This is a genomic window from Maribacter cobaltidurans (assembly GCF_002269385.1).
Classification (GTDB): domain Bacteria; phylum Bacteroidota; class Bacteroidia; order Flavobacteriales; family Flavobacteriaceae; genus Maribacter; species Maribacter cobaltidurans.
This window is the reverse complement of the sequence record NZ_CP022957.1, coordinates 2,070,309-2,091,529: the sequence shown is the minus strand read 5'-3', so window position 1 is coordinate 2,091,529 and position 21,221 is coordinate 2,070,309. Positions and strand designations below refer to the sequence as shown.

The window sequence follows — 21,221 nt, the reverse complement described above, 5'->3', positions numbered from 1 at the left end:
AATTCTTAACATTCCCCCGAATGAAAAAGCATGACATATTAGGAGTATTCCTAGCTTTAGTTTTGTTTCAATCCTGTACTAAAACTGAATATTTTGAAATTGGCGAACAAAATAATTTGAGCCTTTCAGCGTCCCAGAATATTCAGACTGAATTCGAAAATGAATTATTCGATCTAGTTAATGAACATAGATTGTCAATTGGACTAAATGAACTTCAATTTGAAATAACGAGTTATCAACAGGCTAGTGAACATAATGATTATATGATATCTATGGGGCAAATAAGCCATACTCATTTTGATACGCGCGCAGAAAATATTTCCAATAAAACAGGAGCCACCGAGGTATCGGAGAATGTTGCCAAAGACTATAATTCTCCTGAGGAGGCCTTTACTGCATGGTTGGGTAGCCAAAAGCACAGAATCAATCTGGAGGGCGACTTTACCCACTCCGCACTAAACGTTAAAGCAAATTCTAAAGGCGATCTTTATTTTACACAGATTTTTATCCGTTAAAATATTAGTATTTTACAAATTACGTACCCTTGCAATTGCAAGAGTTTTTTTATGCAAATCCATAATTAGTAGATGAGTTTTTTTACCTTTAAGAAAACAATTAAAATGGCTATAAAACCCCCTTTCAATCTAACTAAGTGGGTAGAAGAAAATAGAGATACCCTAAAGCCACCTGTTGGCAATAAAAACCTTTATAAAGATGCCGGGGATTACATTGTCATGGTTGTGGCAGGACCAAATGCTAGAAAAGATTATCATTATAACGAAACAGAAGAACTTTTTTATCAGTTGGAGGGTAATATTGAGGTTCACATTCAGGAAGATGGACAAAAAAAGACCATGAAATTGGGGCCGGGCGATATGTACCTTCATCCAGCAAAAGTGCCCCATTCCCCCGTTAGGCATGAGCACTCCATTGGTCTGGTCATTGAGCGTAAGAGGGCGGACATGAATGTAGATGACGGACTTCTTTGGTTTTGCGATAACTGTAACCATAAACTTTACGAGGCATACTTTACCTTGAACGATATAGAAAAGGACTTTTTTGCCCACTTTAAACATTTTTATAGCTCAGAGGAACTAAGAACCTGTGACAAATGTGGTACGGTTATGCCCGTTGACGAACGTTTCATCGCAAAGGAAGAGTAATGTTAATCCTGGCTAAAGTAGTTACGGTTTTGGTTGCATCAATGCATTGTTACTTTTTATGGTTGGAAATGTTTGCTTGGACCAGCAAGGCTAAAAAGGTATTCCGAAATTTTCCTGATGAACTATTTGAACCCACCAAAAGTATGGCAGCCAATCAAGGATTGTACAATGGTTTTTTGGCGGCAGGTTTATTTTGGTCCTTGATCATTTCTTCCAATGAATGGTCTATAAATGTAGCCTTGTTCTTTTTGGCCTGTGTTCTTGTAGCTGGAATCTATGGAGCCGTGTCCGTTTCCAAAAAAATATTCTATGTTCAGGGACTACCGGCAATATTAGGAATAATCTTGTGGTCTGCTGTTAAATTTGGTTTGTAAAGAGCAAACTATTCTTTGTATTTTTGTTTAAATATAACATTAGAGGATAAAAAAGTTACAAATGTCAGATATTGAAAAACCTTTTGGGATTAAAGAGGCTTTATCGGCCCTAGGGATACAGGATATTAACAATGGCTCTTCTACAGGGTCAGAAAATTTTGCTTCGGGGGATATTATAGAATCCTATTCCCCGGTCAATGGTTCTTTGATCAGCAAGGTAAAATCCACCAGTAAGGCGGATTACGAAAAGGTAATGGAAAAGGCAACGGAAGCCTTTAAAATTTGGAGAAAAATACCGGCCCCCCAACGTGGTGAAATTGTACGTCAATTTGGAAATAAGCTTAGAGATTTAAAAGAGCCTCTGGGAAAACTTGTTTCCTATGAAATGGGCAAGAGCTATCAGGAAGGGTTGGGCGAAGTTCAGGAAATGATAGACATTTGCGATTTTGCAGTTGGCCTATCAAGACAATTGCATGGTCTCACTATGCATTCCGAACGTCCCGGACATAGAATGTACGAACAATATCATTCCTTGGGAGTTGTGGGAATAATTTCTGCCTTTAACTTTCCCGTGGCCGTCTGGGCCTGGAATACGGCCTTGGCCTGGGTATGCGGAGATGTCTGTGTATGGAAGCCGTCGGAAAAAACACCTTTGTGCGGTATCGCCTGCCAGAATATTGCAGCGGCCGTTTTCAAGGAAAATGATTTGCCAGAAGGGATTTCGTGTTTGATCAATGGTGATTATAAAGTTGGCGAAATGATGACCAATGATTCAAGAATTCCCTTGGTATCCGCAACAGGCTCCATAAGAATGGGTAAAATTGTCGCGCAGGCCGTAGCTTCCCGACTCGGGAAATCTTTATTGGAATTGGGCGGCAACAATGCCATTATCGTTACTCCGGATGCAGATATAAAAATGACCGTCATTGGGGCCGTTTTTGGGGCGGTAGGTACTGCAGGGCAAAGATGTACTTCCACTAGGAGGTTGATTATCCATGAATCCATTTATGACAAGGTTAAGGAAGCACTTGTATCCGCATACAACCAATTAAGAATAGGCAATCCTTTGGATGAAAAAAATCATGTTGGCCCTTTAATTGATACTGAGGCAGTCTCACTTTACAAACAAGCCCTACAAAAGGTTGTTGAAGAAGGTGGCAACCTTATTGTTGAGGGTGGTGTCCTAGAAGGAGAGGGCTACGAAAGTGGCTGTTATGTAAAGCCGGCCATTGCGGAGGCCAAGAACGAGTTTGAAATTGTTCAACATGAAACCTTTGCTCCCGTACTTTACTTGTTAAAGTATTCAGGGGATGTAGAAAATGCCATAGAAATACAGAATGGTGTGGTTCAAGGACTTTCATCCGCTATTATGACGAATAATTTGCGCGAAGCGGAAAAATTTCTATCTATTGCGGGAAGCGACTGTGGTATTGCCAATGTCAACATTGGAACCTCTGGTGCTGAAATTGGAGGGGCCTTTGGTGGTGAAAAAGAAACCGGTGGGGGGCGTGAAAGCGGTTCCGATGCTTGGAAGGTCTACATGAGAAGACAGACCAATACCATAAACTATACTACGGAACTTCCACTTGCCCAAGGCATCAAATTCGACTTGTAACTTGAAATTAATTCACATAGAGGGCGGGCTAGGGGAATTCCCTTAGCCCGCCTTTTGATTGGATTCTGGAACCTTCCAACTGCCTTCCAACAAATTTTGGATTCCAAGTACGAAAAGCATACACAAGTACGAAAAGCATACATAGGAACCGAAATATTCCATGAACATCTTTTCTAAGCTTTTTCATGTCTCGTATATTTTGTCCTTACTGGAATCAATATACAATCTCTCTCCAAAAAATTCCAGTGCCGCTGTGTATGTGGGAATAATTCATGTATAAATGGTTTCTCCTCTTTTTCTAAAACAAAAAAGCTCCATTGCTTTTTTTAAGAATGGAGCCTTTTACTTAAACCAACTAACTCAAATATTAAATATCCTATTGCAATGCCGAAACTTTGTCGGGAGCAATAGAAACTATCTTATTTGTTGATTTAAGTTCCAAAAAAATATCATTGTATAAAAATAGATTTATATGGCTGCTCTATTTGCATGTGCAAATGGGAACAATATCTGTACGAATGGATAATTATTTCCAATTGATAATCAAGCATTAAGCATAAAAAAATATAATAATTTTAAGAAATTTTTAATACATTGTGTTACAAACACTAAACATTTAAGCACAATGAACAAAACAACAACCAACTTATTGTTGATGTTGATTACCATTATTGCCGGCACCTATTTTTTCATTAATTATTGTAGCGAATGTGGATCCAGTGCATTAGAGGAACCTTCACAAGAACCCATGGTAGGGGAAGAGATTAAATCAACATCATATCCGTTTGCCTTTAGTGACGGAGACTTTTCTTATGAGGTTAAGGACAACTACAATTTTAATGTTTCCTCATCCTCGATTTTGATGCCACTGGCCACGGGAATCGGAACGGGAATCTCACAATTAAAGGCATATTTTTTAGAGAATGGGAATAAGGTCATCAACGTAATAGGCTATTATGCGAGTAATGAAGAAAACAATACCGCTTATCCCAACCTAGGGCTTGCCAGGGCCAATGCCGTCAAAAATAATTTGGTGGAGCAAGGAATCCCCTCCGCACAAATCAACACAAGCAGTACATTGATGGACGAAATGGTTCCCAAGGATGGAATCTATTATGGGCCTATGGCCTACAATGTTGATATTAGGTCAGAAAATGCGGATGAGGAGTTATCGGCATTGTTTGATAAAATCAATGCAGACCCCTTGGTACTATACTTCAATACAGCAGAGGCCTCCATCAATCTTGATATGGAACAGCGTCAAAAAGTAGCTGACATTTCCAGGTATTTGGATAAAGTAGCCGAAGCGACAGTAAGCATAACAGGTCATACGGACAATACCGGAATGGCCGAGACCAATATGAAACTTGGAATGGACCGGGCCAATTTCGCAAAAGACTACTTTATAAGAAATGGTATTTCTACGGATAGAATAACCACCTCCTCAAAAGGGCAGGAAGAACCGATAGTGGACAATGCCACCGAGGAAGGAAAGGGCAAAAACCGAAGGACCGTAGTAACCCTAAACAAATAAGACTAACTAACTATTAAATATATATAAAATGAATTTCGAAACTATGAATATCTGGTGCTGGTTAATACCACTTTTAGTGGGTGTAATCTGTGGAATATTAGGATACTTAATTGGTAAATCCGGTAATACGACAATAGATAATTCTGCTCAAATAAAAATCTTGGAAGAGAAAAACGCCAAACTGAAAGCTGAACTTGAAGCTTGCAATAAAAAAGCCACTTCCTCCGTCAACCTTGGGGCCTATTCCGCTTCCTTTGCCGCGGGAGCTGCTGTAGCTTCCATTCCATTTGACGGTAGCGCCGCCAAAGCGGTTTTTGGAAAAGTCATAAAACAGGACGATCTTAAGGTTGTGGAGGGAATAGGTCCAAAAATAGAGGGCATGTTCAAGGATGCCGGAATAAAAACATGGAAAGCACTTTCCGAAGCTACCGTAGCCGATTGCCAAAAGATATTGGACGGCGGTGGAAAACGTTATCAAGTGCATGATCCTGCTTCATGGCCCATGCAAGCCAAAATGTGCTATGAAGGCAAATGGAAGGATTTGCTTAAATGGCAGGAAGAACATAAACACGGAAAATTGTAATAACCAATCCAACCTAGCGAAAAACCCCAACCGAAATCGGTTGGGGTTTTTTAATATTATACCAGTTCTGTCTTTTTACAAAGCTCCGTTAGCCTCCACCCATTTAAAATGATACTGATCTTCCGGAAACTTCATACGCTCCGCAATACGCTCCAGTCTTGCAGGCAATTTTAATAGATAGTCCCTCGCCTTTTCTGCATCTTCGTTAAGTGATCTAATGGATTCCAAATCCCAAAAGTCATTTAGTTTCTTTAAGATATCTATGTAATCCATAGCAGTATATACGCCAAGGCGTTGTGCACAATTGGAAAAATTCTCAAAGGCAGAACCAATCGTACCACCGGACTCACGTAGGAAGTGAGCAGGCATGACTATTTTCTTCTTCATCATATCAGCAAAGGCCAACATCATTCCAGAAGGGTCTTCACCAAAAATTGTTTTTACAAATTCCCTGTAGGCAAGATGATGTCTCATTTCGTCACCTGCTATAATAGTGCACATTTTACCTAACAGGGCATTTCCCTTTTTCTTGGCCATTTGCCCAACCCGTTTATGTGAAATATTGGTTGCCAATTCCTGAAAAGAGGTATAAACAAAGTTTTTGTAGGGATCTCTGTCCGTTCCAATATCAAAACCATCCGAAATCAGGTGCTGGGTAGTTATTTCGATTTCCCTCATATTTACCCTTCCGGACAAATACAAGTATTTGTTCAGCACATCGCCATGCCTGTTCTCCTCACCGGTCCAAGCTCTCACCCATTTCGCCCAGCCATTGGTTTTATAATCCCCATGCTGATCTATACCAACTACATCCATTAACCAAGATTCATAGGTAGGCAATGCTTCCTCTGTTATAGTATCAGCGACCATCGTCACCCAAAAGTCATATCCCAACTCCTTTGATTCCTCTCGAATTTCCTTCACTTTCTCCAAAAACCCATCTTCCTCAGAATCTGGTAGAAAATCACTGGGCTGCCATATTTTCTCAATCGGAATTAAAAAAGAATCCATAAAGCCAGCTACTTTGGGCTCCAAGGCCTGCATTACCTCCAGTCTTATATTTTTTTCTGCCATTCTTTATTTTTTATCAAAGTTCGTTAATAATATAACCTTTTAACGTTAATTTTCAATTCATTTTTCAATTTCTCCCCTTTTCACCGGGATAATAAGTGTGCACAGGGTCACTCTGCCAGAATTTCTTGGTATCAATATCCAAGGCCGTCAAGGGGCCCCTAAAAGCCGCGCCAGTATCCACATTCCATACATTTGCAGAATTTTGGGGTGTAGTTTTGCCCATTCTCGTCACCGGAGTATGACCAATGAATATTTCGTCATAATGTTTCAACCTTTTAGGATAATGATCATCTTCCTTTTCCAAATCGGGGTTTAATGACAATGCAAGCTCCCAAAGCGTGCGGTCCCAATAAAAAGCCTTGGTAAAATATTCATGTTCAATTCCTTTAAGATGCGTAAAGCCAGCATGTAAAAATAATTTGTTGCCTTCGGTCAAATGATAGTTTACCAAGCTCTCATAAAATAAAACATGTCTTTTTTTTGTGGCTTCATCAGCCTTGGCATACGATTCTGCTGTGGCCTTCCCACCATGCATGAACCATGTTGGATTATCCTTTCCGCCTGTGAGCCATTCATAACATAATTCATCGTGATTGCCTCTCAAGAATATGCAATCATGCGTGGTGTTCAACTGAATCAAATAATTTATGGTTTCAACGGCATCGCTCCAGGCATCAATATAATCCCCCAAAAAAATAAGACGGTCTTCCTCTGTTACCCTTGCCCTTTTGAGCAATACTTCCAATGCTTTTAATCCTGAATGTATATCCCCTATAACTAGGGTTCTTTGTAATGTCATTTTGCAAAAATCGCAAATAGTCCAATTAACACAAGGATAAAGAGCACTAAAAAGAATATTTTCCAGAAGGAATAGGGTCTTTTCCCACTTACGGCCCCAGTCTGGCCATTGATATAGAAAGAATACTCCTTTCCATTGTACCTGTAGGCACTAAGGTATATGGGTAAAAGAACATGTTTAAAGGTCTCATCGGTAAGTTTGATGTCCGCATTTGCTATTCTTTGGGTATCTCCTCCTATATCCCTTCTGATCCAATTATAGGCGATATTCTTGGCTTCTTGAAAGGACAAGTGATGTCCTTCCTTAAGAGACACGGTGTATTTTTCAGTTACAAAGCCGGACAGGTATTTTGTGTTAAAACCGACCAAATCCTTTAAATTCCAAAAAGCTACTTTTGATGGGATTTCCCTTCGTTTCCTATTTGAGGCATTGATCAAAATATCGTCCACAAAACCGTTCACAGTGCCCGAAGCATAGGTCCATCTGGTTTTCCTAACCTGTCTTGTCCTTTTTCCCTTGTTACTATTATAGGTCTGTGTCTCATAATAATAATCCCCTCTTTGGCCCTGATAGGTTGCATGCAGATTGGCATCAAAAGTCCAATAGGGAACATAAAGACCATGTAGCCCTTCTGGGTTCAGTGCGGCTCTTTTAAGTTTATTAGGGGCAAACCACAGACTGCCTACCCAATTTTTAAAAATATTCCTTGCTTTCTTGACATCTAACTGAAAAGGAACAAGGGCCCCTGGTGTAATCCAACCCTCTACTTCAGCATCTTCCCGAATAAGTGGTTCACCGCAATAAACACAGTCCAAGGACTTATAATTCTCCTCGACATGTTGGTTGGCTCCGCAGTTTTTACAATGCAAAAGTTCAATGGTTTCCGTGTATGCGTTCTCACCAACAATCTTTAGGTAGTGGGCCAATTCCAATTCCTCGAAACTGCTTTTGGACTGTTCAATAAACTCCTCGTAGCCACAGTATTCACAGGTAAGCTGATGGGAGCCAGGCTTGAATTTCATCTCTGCGCCACAATTGGCACAGGCTTTTTTATGTTCTGAATTTTGGATTTCTTCCATAGAAGCTTCTCCCCTTCCTTTTGAAAATGAAATTATTGTTTCTATTCAAATCAAAATTATGCGCCGGGCAAAGGGGGCGGTGTATTTCCTCCCAAAAAGGACTTTAATTCTTCCACATCCTTAAGGGCAGTCCAGTTGGACATTCCCTGCTTCCAAACCAAGGTATCCCTATTAATAGTTCTACTGGCAAATAGTTCCTGCAGCCTTTCAAAAGAGACCGGTCCCGTCTGTTGGCCATTAACTGCATAAAAATAGGTCACTTGGAGAGGTATTGGTGGTGGAACCGAGGCTGATTGGGGTGCCTGATTTCCCAAGGGTTGCGAGGATTGACCCATCATATTGCCCATCTGCTGCGCCAAAACAAAGCCCATTCCCATACCCATACCTGCACCTGCAGTTCCGCCCTCATTTTTTGCGGCGGCTTCCATAGCCTTGGCGGCCTTGAACTGTGAGAGTTTGGTCATATCCAATTTATCCAATCGGCTGTATTCAAAAATTTCCTTTTTAAGTTCTTCGGGCATGGACACATTCTCAATGTAGAATTTTTCCAGTTCGATGCCCACCCTATTGAACTCCGGTTGCATAACGTCTTGGCAAGTCTCCGAGAGCTCGCTGGTATTGGCCGCATATAGTTCAATAGGTAGGTTCGCCTCCCCAACAGTATCGGTAAATCTGGTGACAATCAAACTTTTTAAATGTTCGTTCACTTCGTAATTGGTGAAATTACCATCCGTGCCTACAACATCCACAACGAACTTTCCGGGATCGTTTATCCTAAAACTATACGTTCCAAAAGCCCGAATTTCTACCAACCCAAAACGATTGTCGCTTAACATAAAAGGATTCTTTGTTCCCCATTTCTCATCAGTGAACAATCTTGTGTTTACAAAATATACCTCAGCCTTAAACGGACTGTCAAATCCATATTTCCAACCTTTCAAAGTAGTGAGAATAGGCAAGTTCCTGGTATTCAATGTATAGGTTCCTGGAGTGAAAACATCCGCCAGCTGACCTTCATTTACAAACACGGCATTTTGACCCTCCCTTACGATCAACTGGGCATTGTTTTTTATTTCGTTTTGATATCGTTCAAATCTATGGACAATGGTATCGTTAGTAGTATCCAACCATTCTACAATGTCTATAAACTCGTGGCTCAGCTTCTTTTTAATCTCATCGAATATTCCCATTTTCTTAGGTTTTTAATTGTTGTAAAAAGGTAGTCATTTCTCGTAATTCCCACAAAAGAAGAAGTTGATAAGCCCATAATAAAATTCCCTGCAACTGGGAAGGAAAGTGCGCTCATGACCCTGAAAAACTAATTATTCACAACAAATTTTCGCCGAACCTATTTTTTCTGACTACCTTAGAATTTCAAATTCCATGTTACGTAACATGGAATGTTATTGTAAACATTGCTTTTTATACTTGGATGGATATTTACAACCAAGGCTCAAAATTAACGTTGTGTTACGATCAAAAGATATCCTTCAATAAATTTACGAAGATGAAAAAGGTATTCTGCATAGGTGAACTTCTGATTGATTTCGTTGCTGAAAATCAAGGGAAGAATTTATCCAAGGCCAAGGAATTTACCAAAAAAGCTGGTGGTGCTCCGGCCAATGTTGCCAGTGCCATTAGCAAACTGGAAGGCAAAAGTGTTTTTGTAGGATGTGTTGGGGACGACCCTTTTGGCCATTTTTTGTTGCAGATTCTGGAAGAAAACCATGTGGATACGTCAATGGCACAGAAATCCGATATTTTTACCACACTGGCCTTTGTCTCCATTGACGAGGACGGTGAACGGGATTTTGTGTTCAGTAGGGGCGCGGACCGGGAATTAAAGTACGACACCTCCTTAAAGAAAGAGTTTAAGAACAATATGGTCCATTTTGGTGCCGCCACCGCCATGTTGGGGGGTAATTTAGAGGAATCCTATAACAGATATTTTTTTGATGCCCTAACCAAAGACTCCTTTATAAGCTTTGACCCAAATTATAGGGAAGACCTTTGGAAACATAAAGAGGATGTCTTCGTAAAAAAATGCACGCCTTTTATCCAAAAATCCCATCTTGGAAAATTCAGCCTTGAAGAGGCCCAATTGCTTTCCGGAAAAAAAGATTTAAAAGAGGCTTGTGCCGTACTTCATGAGATTGGCGTCTCCATTATCGTTATAACCTTGGGTAAGGAAGGCACCCTGTTGAGCACAAAGAACTTTTCTAAAACCATACCCAGTATTGAGGTAACACCAGTGGATACTACAGGTGCGGGAGATGCATTCATCGGCTGTATGCTAAAACAGATTTCCGCCCATGATAGTTTGGATGCGCTTTTAAACGATGAGGACAGACTAACCAAAATTGTTGCGCTTGCCAACAAGGCAGGTGCCATTACCACTACTAACTTCGGGGCCATAGAATCGTTGCCCACCCAAAAACAATTAGATTCCTAGCATGAACCAAGCGGCTTTGCACAAATTAATAGCCTCCGAAAATATTTTAGGGAAAGGCCAAAAAAACACGACCGAACAATTTAAGCAGAGGTTCCATACTAATCTAACGTATATAAAGGACTTGTTCTTTTTGCTATATCCAGAGGTCGATAAAGAGGTGTTTTCCAAAAAACTTCCGGCAAAATTGGAATCCCTTTTCATGGAAAGGCCCCATGAACTAAAAAAACAAGACTTAAAAAGACTTCAGGAAAGTAACTGGTACCAGAGTGAAAAGTTGGTGGGAATGCAACTTTATGTGGACCGATTTAGCAAGAACCTCAAGGACCTGCAGACTAAACTCCCCTATTTGAACGACCTTGGAGTAAATTTTCTTCACCTGATGCCTATAACCACTAGACCTGCCGGAGAAAATGACGGAGGTTATGCGGTGAACAATTACCACGAAGTTGACCCTAGATACGGAACAAAGGATGATTTTTTGGATTTTTCCAAAAAGGCCCGTGAAATGAACATGTTCTTGATGTTGGATTTTGTAGTAAACCATACTTCGGATGAATTTGAGTGGGCCCAAAAAGCAAAAAAGGGGGAGAAAAAATATCAGGACTTTTATTATACCTATGATGATAGGGAAACCCCCGATGCCTTTGAGAAAACCTTACCGGAAATCTTCCCCGAGTCCGCCCCTGGTAATTTTACCTATGTTCCGGAAATGGATAAATGGGTCATGACCGTTTTCAATAACTATCAGTGGGATCTTAATTACCGAAATCCAGAGGTTTTTCTGGAAATGTTGGGAAATTTAATGGCCTTGGCCAATATGGGAGTAGATGTCATACGGTTTGATGCCCTTGCATTTCTTTGGAAAAAACTGGGAACAATTTCGCAAAACTTGCCGGAGGCCCATACCCTTATTTCCTTATTTAGAATGTGCCTACAGGTCATTGCGCCAGGCGTCATACTTTTGGCCGAAGCTATTGTGGCCCCACGTGATATTATCAAATATTTTGGAAAGGACCAATATCAGGGCAACGAATGTGAAATAGCCTACAACGCCTCATTAATGGCCCTTCTGTGGAATTCCATAGCAACAAAAAAATGTTCTTTGATGCTGAAAAGCCTCAAAGAAATACCCGGTAAACCCATTGACTGTACATGGGTAAATTATATTCGATGCCATGATGATATAGGATTAGGGTACGACGATGATTTCGTACGAGCAATGGGCTGGGAACCTTTTCCCCACAAGCAATTTATTTTAAATTACTTCTGTGGGCGTTTGGAATGGTCCCCGGCCAGGGGCCTTATGTTTATGTACAATCCTAAAAATGGGGACGGTCGTATTACCGGCAGTGCAGCCTCCCTGTTAGGGCTAGAAACTGCATTGGAACAAAAAAACCAGAATAGTATTACCTATGCCTTGGATAAAATAATTATGATGCATGGCATCATCCTATCCTTTGGTGGTCTTCCCATTATTTATGCCGGTGACGAAATTGCCACCTTAAACGACTATTCTTTTATGGAAGACCCCAAACATAAAAACGACAGTAGGTGGGTGAATCGCCCCAAACAGGATTGGAAAGTAGTCGAACAATTAGATGAAAAAGATGGTCCTGCTACCCAAGTTTACGGAGCCCTAAAAAAAATGATTTCCATTCGAAAGGAAAATTCCGTTTTTGCAGACCGAAACAATATCATCCTGCATGAAACTCCAAACCCCCATATCTTTGTGTATGAACGAAAACTGGAGGATAAATCGGTCTGGGTCTTCTCCAATTTCGATGAAGTTTCACAAAGCTTGGACATATCATGGTTACTGTCCATTGGTATTTTAACGGGGAGTTCCTCTATGGACCTTATTACGGAAGAACCGCTAACATTAAACGGGAACAAGGAATTTTACATGAAACCTTTCGGGCATTACTGGATTACCAATATCTAGTTGTATTTCACTTTTCGCAATACCCTTAGGGCTTCCTTTATAGACATGTAAGTCTTTGGGTAGCTCTTCTTTACTAAGTTCTTGGCCATATCCATTTGATTTTTGGCCTCCTCAAAACCGTTTAAGTAACAAATCAAATAGGTATCAGCCAAAAATTCCAGGTCCGATTTTTCCAAAGCAGTCAATCTTGTGTTGTTCTTTAATTTTGATAATAGGGCATTGCTGCTATTATATACATGGAACAAGGTTTTTTTATCATATTGTGGAGGTTCAAACAATAATTTCGACTCCATTTTGTACGTGCCATTATCCTTAAAACGGATTACAACCTTTTCTAGCGGATAATATTTCTGCTTTGATCCCAAGCCTAAGTGGATGTATTCCATGGTGGTAAACGAACTTTCATCAAAATCAATGGTTATCTCGTCCAAATCCGAATAAAACAATTTTACCTGCTCATTGATCAATTCTATATCCACCCGATAATAATAGGTCTGCCCCTTGACTACCTTTTTATTTCCTGCCCAACATACCACAAATTGTTCCTTAAAGACTTTGTAGTCACTTTCCAGGTCTTTATGTCGATTGTTCAAAAAGTCAATGACACCGTCCAGGGTCAGTTCTATATTATTTCTGGCATGTTGTTCTATAGTGGCAACTGTCTCGGAATTTATGTCCTTTAGCTCCACGCCATACGCTTTTGGCAGACTAATACTCCCTTCCCTAAAGAATACGGAGCCCCCATAATATTTCCAAATATTCTTGCGAAGGGAACATACCTTTCCAATGGACCTTATGGTTACCAAACCTACGACCTTGCCTTCGCTGAGGTGGGGAAAGGGAATGTTTTCATAGGATATCAAAGGTGGGTTGTCCAAATAGGCATTTACAAGATTCTGGATTTTACTGTCGTCAAAAAAATCTACTCCAACAATGGCATTGTCCTCGTCCTCTACCCCCACCACTATGAACGAATTGTTTTTGGGGTTGCTATTGGCAAGCGCACAGACATGTTTCAGGAATTTCGCCTTTCCTTCTTTTTCACCAATTGCTATAAAACGCTTTTTGTCGTAAAAACTGTTTTCGTCATTATGAGCGAGTAAGTTTTTAACAAGTAAGCGTTTATTGATCATAGGTTTTTATTGACAATGGTGGAGGAAGCTTGGGCCGTGGGCATGACGACAAGGTCCGCAATGTTTACATGGTAGGGCCTGGTCACCACAAAATATATGATATCTGCAATATCTTCGGGCCTCAAGGGTTCAAATCCTTTGTATACACTGTCCGCCCGGTCATCGTCCCCTTTAAATCGTACATTACTGAATTCGGTTTCGACCAAACCAGGGTTTACCGCTCCAACGCGTATCCCATATTGGTTCAAATCTATACGCATCCCCTGATTTATAGCATCTACAGCGTGCTTACTGGCACAGTAGACATTTCCCTTTGGATATACCTCCTTGCCTGCAGTGGAGCCAATATTAATTATGTGTCCCTCTTTTCTTTCGATCATTTGAGGAAGTATTGCCTTAGATACGTATAACAGCCCTTTTACATTGATGTCCAACATCGCATCCCAATCCTCAAGATTTCCTTCTTCTATAGGGTCCAATCCATGCGCATTGCCAGCGTTGTTTACCAAAATATCTATTTTGGAAAATTCTGGAGGAAGTGAACCTATGGCATCCTGAACAGCTTCTTTGTTCCTTACATCAAAGGTGAGGGTTTGAATTATCACACTATCTCCAAGTCTTTCCTTGAGGTCATCCAATCTATTCTGCCGTCTACCACAAAGAACAAGATTGATTCCCTTTTTGGCAAATAATTCCGCTGTTGCCTTTCCAATTCCACTGGTTGCCCCAGTAATAAATGCTGTTTTGTTCATTCCTAATTATTTATGCTACTTCTTCTCCATTACTTGCTTCCAACAATAAAAACCAATCTTCCAGTTCCAAGGAAATATCCACCGCCTTCATGGCCAGGCTAAGTCGCTCCGGCGTTGCAGTTCCCACAACGGGAAATATATTTGCGGGGTGTTTCATTATCCAAGAAAGGAGCAATTGATCCTCGGTGGCCTTATACTTATCCGTTAAAAGGTCCAACACTTTTTGAATTCTTTTACTTTGCTCGGAAGACTTTCTAAAATAGGTTCCAAGTGGACTCCATGCCATGGCCATTCTCTCTTTAATGATACAATCGTCCAACGTGCCATCTTCCATGACCTCGTTGTGGGTCAGGGAACATTCTACTTGGTTCCCTTCAACTCGCACAGCGGTTTCCAATAGTGCTATTTGAGAAGGTGTAAAATTGGAAACCCCAAATTGCCTGATTTTACCATCCTTTTTCAACTTTTCTACGGCCCTGGAAACTTCATGTTGGTCCATCAATGGGCTGGGCCTATGCAATAGAAACATATCCAAGTATTCCGTTTTTAACTTTTTCAAGGATTGTTCAACGGACCAAATGATATAGCGCTCCTCATAATTATAATGCTTTACCTTATTGTCCCGGGTTTCCGCCTTGAACTGAATGCCACATTTACTGATTAATTGAATGTTCTCCCTTTTAAGGCCGCTTTTCATAAACGCCGTGCCAAAATCTTCCTCATTGGTATAATCACCGTAAATATCTGCATGGTCAAAAGTAGTAACCCCTATTTCAAAACAGTGGTTCATTAACCCAATCATTTCATCGGTAGAAAGCTTTTTGCCCCATTTGCCCCAGGTCATGGTCCCGGCAATAATTTTAGAATATGTGGGAGGGTTTTTCATAAGGAGGTTAATTTAAAAAGAAATCCCTTAAATACTTCATAAAAATAAGGTCTTGTGGGTTTTTTTAACCAATCGTTAACAGCGACTCAATTAATTAATTTTCAATTTGCACAACTGTTAATTTTTTAGCTAAATTACGCAAACTATTACCTGATAAATGGAAGAAAATACAACTGTAGACATAAGTGCGGTCAATGAGAAAATAGCACAGGAAAGCGCATTTATAGATTTACTTGTTCTCGAGATGAACAAGGTGATTGTTGGGCAAAAGCATATGGTGGAAAGATTGTTGATCGGTCTACTGGGACAAGGACACATTTTGTTGGAAGGTGTCCCAGGATTGGCAAAGACACTGGCGATCAACACCTTGGCCAAGGCCGTAAAAGGAAGTTTTAGTAGAATTCAGTTCACTCCCGATCTTTTGCCAGCCGATGTCGTTGGAACTCTTATTTACAATATAAAGGAGAACGATTTCTCTATAAAAAAGGGACCGATATTTGCTAATTTCGTACTTGCGGATGAAATCAATAGGGCACCTGCCAAGGTACAGTCGGCACTTTTAGAGGCCATGCAGGAAAAGCAGGTTACCATTGGGGACGAAACCTTTATTCTGGACAAGCCCTTTCTAGTAATGGCCACCCAGAACCCTGTGGAACAGGAAGGTACATATCCTCTGCCCGAAGCACAAGTGGACCGTTTTATGCTTAAAACGGTAATCGACTATCCAAAAATGAACGAGGAGCAATTGATTATGCGTCAAAATTTATTGGGCGCCTATGATACGGTTAAGCCCGTAGTGTCCTTAAATCAGATTCTTAGTGCACAAAAGGCCGTTCGGGAAGTGTACATGGACGAAAAAATTGAAAAATATATTCTCGATATCGTTTTTGCGACCCGCTATCCAGAAAAATATAACTTGGAAAACCTAAAGCCCCTTATCAGTTTTGGAGCATCTCCCCGTGGTAGTATAAATCTTGGAAATGCGGCAAAATGTTACGCCTTCATAAAAAGAAGGGGGTATGTAGTTCCAGAAGATGTACGGGCCGTGGTTCATGATGTCCTACGTCACAGAATAGGAATTACCTATGAGGCCGAAGCGGAAAACATTACCTCTGAGGAAATCATCAATAAAATCGTAAACGAGATAGAAGTACCATAAATCAGTTCACGGTCATCACGGGAAAACCCATTGTCCACTGGAAGATACTTTGGGATGTTCTTGCTGACTGCTGCTTACTATTCCCTGCAAACTGAAAAAAATGGATACCAAAGAGTTACTCAAAAAAGTTCGTAAGATTGAAATCAAGACACGTCGTCTGTCCGACCATATTTTTGGTGGGGAATATCATTCTACGTTCAAGGGTAGGGGGATGACCTTTAGCGAGGTAAGACAGTATCAATTTGGAGATGATGTACGGAGCATTGACTGGAACGTTACCGCAAGGTACAATGAACCCTATGTTAAGGTTTTTGAGGAGGAACGGGAATTGACCATGATGCTCATGGTGGATGTGAGTGGTTCAGAATTCTTCGGTACTAAAAATCAGTTCAAAAACGAAATAGTAACGGAAATCTCGGCTACCCTGGCTTTCAGTGCCTTGCAGAATAATGACAAGGTTGGCGTCATATTGTTTTCGGATGAAGTAGAACTGTTCATCCCTCCAAAAAAAGGGAAAACACATGTTCTAAGGATTATTCGGGAATTATTGGAATTTAAACCAAAAAGCAATAAAACGGATATTGCCAAAGCCTTGAAGTACCTTACCAACGTAATGAAGAAAAAGGCCATCGTTTTCGTGCTTTCAGATTTTATAGCATCGGACTACGAAAAAACCTTAAAGATAACCGGGAACAAACATGACGTTACCGGAATACGAATCTATGATGAACGGGAAGAGCATATTCCCAATCTAGGAGTGGTGCAAATGATAGATGCAGAGACAGGAGCCTTACAATTGGTAAATACACAATCCAAAAAAGTTCGAAATTCCTACACCGAATTCTATATGGAACGGGTCAATTACTTTAAGGAAACCTTTACCAAGTCCGGCTGTGGAGTCCTGGATTGTAGGGTGGACGAGAGTTATGTTAAAAAACTATTGGGCTATTTTAAAAGAAGAGGATAATCAAATGCAAAGAAGAAACCATATAAATATTCTTAGTTTATCATGGTCGAGGTGCGCCCTTACCGTTTGTCTCCTGCTTTTCCTTTTCAGTGGCAAGGCTCAGGAAAAACCTACTATCGTTACTTCCGTTGATACCACATATATCAAAATAGGGGAACAGGTGCATTGGAAGGTTTCCGTGGACATAGATTCTACGGACCAGGTGATATTCCCTGAAGGACAGACCTTTTCTCCCTTGGAAACCGTTGAAGCTTTTGCAACGGACACCACCAAGAAAAAGGACCGGCTAACGCTTCAAAAAATATATGCATTAACCCAATTTGATTCAGGATCGTATAAATTACCCACCCAACGTATAGAAATTAATGGAATCGGATATTTTACAGATTCTATGATGATCGATGTGGAAACGGTTCCCGTAGATACCGTTGCACAAAAGATGTATGATATAAAGCCTCTAATCAATGTTGAAAAAAGCCATACGGATTGGTGGAAATACCTAGTCATAGGAATTTTGGTTTTCTTGATCCTTGGCTTTCTTTTTTATTGGTTCTTCATTCGCAAAAAACCTTTGACCCAAGAAGAAAAGGAAGCTTTGCTGCCGGCATATGATAAGGCACTATTGGAATTGAAGCGACTTGAAAACTCCAAATATTTGATACAGGACGAATTCAAGGAATACTATTCTGAGTTAACGACCATAGTTAGAGCGTATTTGGAAGAGGATGTGCATGTCGCCGCATTGGAAAGTACCACAGGTCAATTGATAGAAAAATTGGAGCTTTTAAGTGACTCCGGAGAATTGGAATTGGATAAAGATACCATTAAGCAGTTTAACAATATCCTGCAAACGGCAGACCTTGTTAAGTTTGCTCGAACCAAACCCTCTACATCAATAGCCGAACAAGATCGGAAATTGGTGGAACAGATAGTGGTTAGGACCCATGAAGCACTTCCGGAACCCACGGAGGAAGAACTTATGCAACAAGCGGAGTATTTGGAGGAGTTGAGCCGAAAAAAACAAAAAAGAAAACTTATTATTGGACTATCGACCCTGGCCGGAATTATTGTTTTGGGCGTAGTGATCGCAGGGTTCAAATTTGGTTTTACCTATTTAAAGGACACTGTACTGGGGCACCCCACCAAAGAATTATTGGAGGGCGAGTGGATTTCAAGTTCCTATGGATTTCCCCCCATCATTTTAGAAACCCCCAAAGTATTGGTAAGACAGGAAGTTAAACTACCTCCAGAGGCGAAAGCCAACATCCAAGACATACAGGCTTTTGGATACCATAGCCCAATCGGTCTGTTTACCGTGGCAACGACCTCCGTAACCATGAACCAAGAAGTGGAGGCCGCCTTTCAACAGTCCATCGAGCAAATCATTAAAGGATTTGAAAACCAGGGAGCAAAAAATATCATTACAAAGCAGGAGGAATTCACTACCATAAGTGGCGTTAAAGGAATTAAAGTATATGGTAGCGGAGATTTTCCAGTTCCCGGTTCCAATGAGCTATTGAAAGGAAAATACACGGTACTGCTTTTTGGTGGAAAAGGTTTTCAACAGAACGTAATACTCACTTGGCTAGAAAGTGATACCTACGCCCAGGAAATAGTTGACAGGATTCTAACCAGTGTAGAGGTAAAAACAGACGTTTAGATGTTAGACAATATATCATTCGCAAATCCGTATTTCTTTTGGCTTTTTTTAATATTGCCATTAGCGATAGCATGGTATATTTTTAAACGGAAGGAAGAAACGGCAGCTCTTAGAATATCAACCATAAAAAGTTTTGGTCACACCAGTTTTCTACCGAAGTTAAAGCCAGGGCTGTTTATACTAAGGTTGCTTGCCCTGAGTGCCATTATTGTGGCCATGGCCAGGCCACAGACTGAGGACATCTCTACCCGAACCAAAACCACAAAAGGCATCGACATTGTGATGGCCATCGATGTTTCCTCCAGTATGTTGGCCAGAGACTTAAAACCAAATCGTCTTTCCGCTTTAAAAGAGGTAGCTTCGGACTTTATCAAAAAGAGACCCAATGATCGAATTGGCTTAGTAGCCTATGCCGCGGAAGGATATACCAAAACACCCATAACTACAGATAAGGATATTGTACTCAATGCCCTTAAGGAAATAACCTATGGCCAATTGGAAGATGGTACTGCAGTAGGAATGGGACTAGCCATCTCCGTCAACAGATTAAAGGAAAGCAAAGCGAAGAGTAAAATCATTATTTTATTGACGGACGGGGTAAACAATTCTGGCTTTATTGAGCCCCAGACTGCGGCGGATTTGGCCGTCGAATATGGGATTAAGACATATACCATAGGACTAGGAACCAATGGAAATGCCTTGTCCCCAGTTGCATATAATGCCGATGGCTCTTATAGATACGGCATGCGCCAAGTGGAAATTGACGAAGATTTGTTGAAAAGTATTGCAGACGTGACCGGGGGAAAATACTTCAGGGCGACCGATAATGAGACCTTGGAGGAAATCTACGATGAAATCAACAAATTGGAAAAAACGGATATAGAGGAGTTTAAATATTACCGATACGAGGAAAAGTTTAGACCATGGGTTTTACTGGCCTTGGGAATTCTTCTTTTGGAATGGATTTTGAGAAATACAGTATTCAGAAGCTTTATATAAGACATGATTCAGTTAGACGAAAAAATTTACTTTTATCTATTGTTCATCATCCCGGTAATCGTGGTCATGTTCCTGTTCCTAATAATCTGGAAAAAAAGGACTCAAAAAAGGTTTGCCGATACCTCTTTGCTAAGGCGATTGACTCCCACAAGGTCCTATTATAAGGGAACGCTGAAGCTCATAGTGTTTCTTTTGGGGCTTTCCGGATTGATAATGGGCCTAGTCAACCCAAAAATAGGCACTAAATTGGAGACCGTTAAAAGAGAAGGTGTTGATATCGTTTTTGCCGTAGATGTTTCCAAAAGTATGTTGGCGGAGGATATAGCTCCCAATAGGCTGGAAAAGGCTAAGCGCTTGGTTTCGGAAATTATTAACCAATTGGCAAGCGATAGAATTGGGATTATCGCCTATGCCGGTCAAGCTTTCCCGCAATTGCCCATTACAACGGATTATGGTGCAGCAAAAATGTTTTTACAAAGTATGAATACGGACATGCTCACATCCCAGGGAACCGCCATCAACCAGGCCATAGAATTGGCAACGACCTTTTATGATGATGAGGAACAGACCAACCGAGTATTGTTTATAATATCCGATGGTGAAGATCATTCCGAAGACTCTGTCGCTAGTGCAGTGGAAAAAGCCGTGGACGAAGGTATTACCATTTATACCATTGGGGTAGGAACCGAAAAGGGCTCCGTAATTCCCATTAAAAGAAATGGTATAATGGAGTCCCTAAAAAAGGATGCACAAGGACAAGTGGTCATTACAAAGCTCAATGAAGAGGTGCTCACAGAGATAGCCAATGAGGGGAATGGTGAATATATAGACGGAACCAATACGGAAGCCGCAGTCGAGTTCATCAAGGAAGAATTGTTACAAATGGATAAAAAAGAGTTTGAGGCCAAACAATTTGCGGAATACAAAGATCAATTCCAATGGTTCCTGGGAGCAGGGCTGTTGTTCCTGTTTTTGGAAATCTTTATCTTGGACCGCAAGACAAAATGGTTGAAGAAGCTCAATTTGTTTAATGAAAAACATCCGGAATAA

The 21,221-nt window shown here is 40.7% G+C and carries 21 protein-coding genes; 13 read left to right on the top strand and 8 right to left on the bottom strand.

The window, feature by feature from the left end; all coding sequences use genetic code 11:
- Positions 1–20: 20 nt before the first annotated feature.
- The 4 genes from CJ263_RS09160 to amaB all read left to right on the top strand — a co-directional run bounded on the left by CJ263_RS09160 (position 21) and on the right by amaB (position 3,152).
- A complete protein-coding gene (locus CJ263_RS09160) occupies positions 21–515 on the top strand; it encodes a CAP domain-containing protein (protein ID WP_094996986.1) in 495 nt (164 codons plus the stop codon).
- A 105-nt stretch (positions 516–620) separates the two neighbouring features.
- On the top strand, positions 621–1,163 hold the full coding sequence (locus CJ263_RS09155; RefSeq protein WP_094999186.1) for a 3-hydroxyanthranilate 3,4-dioxygenase: 543 nt from the start codon (positions 621–623) through the stop codon (positions 1,161–1,163).
- Positions 1,163–1,537: a DUF1304 domain-containing protein gene (locus tag CJ263_RS09150; RefSeq protein WP_094996985.1), complete on the top strand. Its 375-nt coding sequence runs from the start codon at positions 1,163–1,165 to the stop codon at positions 1,535–1,537. The genes CJ263_RS09155 and CJ263_RS09150 overlap by 1 nt, the downstream gene beginning before the upstream one ends.
- Before the next feature lie 61 nt (positions 1,538–1,598).
- A complete protein-coding gene (gene amaB / locus CJ263_RS09145; protein ID WP_094996984.1) occupies positions 1,599–3,152 on the top strand; it encodes an L-piperidine-6-carboxylate dehydrogenase in 1,554 nt (517 codons plus the stop codon).
- Positions 3,153–3,180: 28 nt separating this feature from the next.
- Here amaB and CJ263_RS20930 read toward each other — a convergent pair whose 3' ends face one another.
- A complete protein-coding gene (locus CJ263_RS20930; protein ID WP_158657119.1) occupies positions 3,181–3,339 on the bottom strand; it encodes a hypothetical protein in 159 nt (52 codons plus the stop codon).
- A 438-nt stretch (positions 3,340–3,777) separates the two neighbouring features.
- Between CJ263_RS20930 and CJ263_RS09140 the strand changes: the two genes are divergently transcribed.
- Positions 3,778–4,686 carry an OmpA family protein gene (locus CJ263_RS09140; protein ID WP_094996983.1) on the top strand — a complete coding sequence of 303 codons (909 nt, stop codon included), beginning with the start codon at positions 3,778–3,780 and terminating at the stop codon, positions 4,684–4,686.
- 28 nt (positions 4,687–4,714) lie between these two features.
- Positions 4,715–5,269 carry a hypothetical protein gene (locus CJ263_RS09135; protein ID WP_094996982.1) on the top strand — a complete coding sequence of 185 codons (555 nt, stop codon included), beginning with the start codon at positions 4,715–4,717 and terminating at the stop codon, positions 5,267–5,269.
- Positions 5,270–5,344: 75 nt separating this feature from the next.
- Here the strand turns inward: CJ263_RS09135 and CJ263_RS09130 are convergent, their stop codons facing one another.
- The 4 genes from CJ263_RS09130 to CJ263_RS09115 all read right to left on the bottom strand — a co-directional run bounded on the left by CJ263_RS09130 (position 5,345) and on the right by CJ263_RS09115 (position 9,411).
- The gene (locus tag CJ263_RS09130; protein WP_094996981.1) at positions 5,345–6,343 is read right to left on the bottom strand and encodes an acyl-ACP desaturase; all 999 of its coding nucleotides are present in this window, start codon (positions 6,341–6,343) and stop codon (positions 5,345–5,347) included.
- 64 nt (positions 6,344–6,407) lie between these two features.
- A complete protein-coding gene (locus CJ263_RS09125; protein ID WP_094996980.1) occupies positions 6,408–7,142 on the bottom strand; it encodes a metallophosphoesterase in 735 nt (244 codons plus the stop codon).
- On the bottom strand, positions 7,139–8,221 hold the full coding sequence (locus tag CJ263_RS09120; RefSeq protein WP_094996979.1) for a DNA helicase PriA: 1,083 nt from the start codon (positions 8,219–8,221) through the stop codon (positions 7,139–7,141). Before CJ263_RS09120 ends, CJ263_RS09125 begins: the two co-directional genes overlap by 4 nt.
- Before the next feature lie 56 nt (positions 8,222–8,277).
- Positions 8,278–9,411, bottom strand: coding sequence for an SPFH domain-containing protein (locus CJ263_RS09115; RefSeq protein ID WP_094996978.1), 1,134 nt, complete (start codon positions 9,409–9,411; stop codon positions 8,278–8,280).
- Between the two features lie 317 nt (positions 9,412–9,728).
- Between CJ263_RS09115 and CJ263_RS09110 the strand changes: the two genes are divergently transcribed.
- Positions 9,729–10,673, top strand: a complete 945-nt coding sequence (locus tag CJ263_RS09110) for a carbohydrate kinase family protein (protein ID WP_094999185.1) — start codon at positions 9,729–9,731, stop codon at positions 10,671–10,673.
- Position 10,674: 1 nt separating this feature from the next.
- Positions 10,675–12,615: an alpha-amylase family protein gene (locus CJ263_RS09105; protein ID WP_094996977.1), complete on the top strand. Its 1,941-nt coding sequence runs from the start codon at positions 10,675–10,677 to the stop codon at positions 12,613–12,615.
- Here the strand turns inward: CJ263_RS09105 and CJ263_RS09100 are convergent.
- The 3 genes from CJ263_RS09100 to CJ263_RS09090 are packed head-to-tail and all read right to left on the bottom strand — an operon-like array spanning position 12,612 to position 15,386.
- Positions 12,612–13,748 carry an ATP-binding protein gene (locus tag CJ263_RS09100; RefSeq protein ID WP_094996976.1) on the bottom strand — a complete coding sequence of 379 codons (1,137 nt, stop codon included), beginning with the start codon at positions 13,746–13,748 and terminating at the stop codon, positions 12,612–12,614. The genes CJ263_RS09105 and CJ263_RS09100 overlap by 4 nt on opposite strands.
- Positions 13,745–14,500 (bottom strand): SDR family NAD(P)-dependent oxidoreductase, encoded by a 756-nt coding sequence (locus tag CJ263_RS09095; protein WP_094996975.1) that lies wholly within the window; start codon positions 14,498–14,500, stop codon positions 13,745–13,747. Before CJ263_RS09095 ends, CJ263_RS09100 begins: the two co-directional genes overlap by 4 nt.
- A 10-nt stretch (positions 14,501–14,510) precedes the next feature.
- Positions 14,511–15,386 (bottom strand): aldo/keto reductase, encoded by an 876-nt coding sequence (locus CJ263_RS09090; protein WP_094996974.1) that lies wholly within the window; start codon positions 15,384–15,386, stop codon positions 14,511–14,513.
- A gap of 157 nt (positions 15,387–15,543) precedes the next feature.
- Between CJ263_RS09090 and CJ263_RS09085 the strand changes: the two genes are divergently transcribed.
- From CJ263_RS09085 to CJ263_RS09065, 5 genes are all read left to right on the top strand, one after another.
- Positions 15,544–16,545 (top strand): AAA family ATPase, encoded by a 1,002-nt coding sequence (locus CJ263_RS09085; protein ID WP_094996973.1) that lies wholly within the window; start codon positions 15,544–15,546, stop codon positions 16,543–16,545.
- 100 nt (positions 16,546–16,645) lie between these two features.
- Complete coding sequence (locus CJ263_RS09080; RefSeq protein ID WP_094996972.1) at positions 16,646–17,512, top strand: DUF58 domain-containing protein; 867 nt, start codon at positions 16,646–16,648, stop codon at positions 17,510–17,512.
- A gap of 4 nt (positions 17,513–17,516) precedes the next feature.
- Positions 17,517–19,172 carry a hypothetical protein gene (locus CJ263_RS09075; RefSeq protein WP_094999184.1) on the top strand — a complete coding sequence of 552 codons (1,656 nt, stop codon included), beginning with the start codon at positions 17,517–17,519 and terminating at the stop codon, positions 19,170–19,172.
- Positions 19,173–20,171, top strand: a complete 999-nt coding sequence (locus tag CJ263_RS09070; RefSeq protein WP_094996971.1) for a vWA domain-containing protein — start codon at positions 19,173–19,175, stop codon at positions 20,169–20,171. It abuts the gene before it with no gap.
- 3 nt (positions 20,172–20,174) lie between these two features.
- Positions 20,175–21,221 carry a VWA domain-containing protein gene (locus CJ263_RS09065; RefSeq protein ID WP_094996970.1) on the top strand — a complete coding sequence of 349 codons (1,047 nt, stop codon included), beginning with the start codon at positions 20,175–20,177 and terminating at the stop codon, positions 21,219–21,221.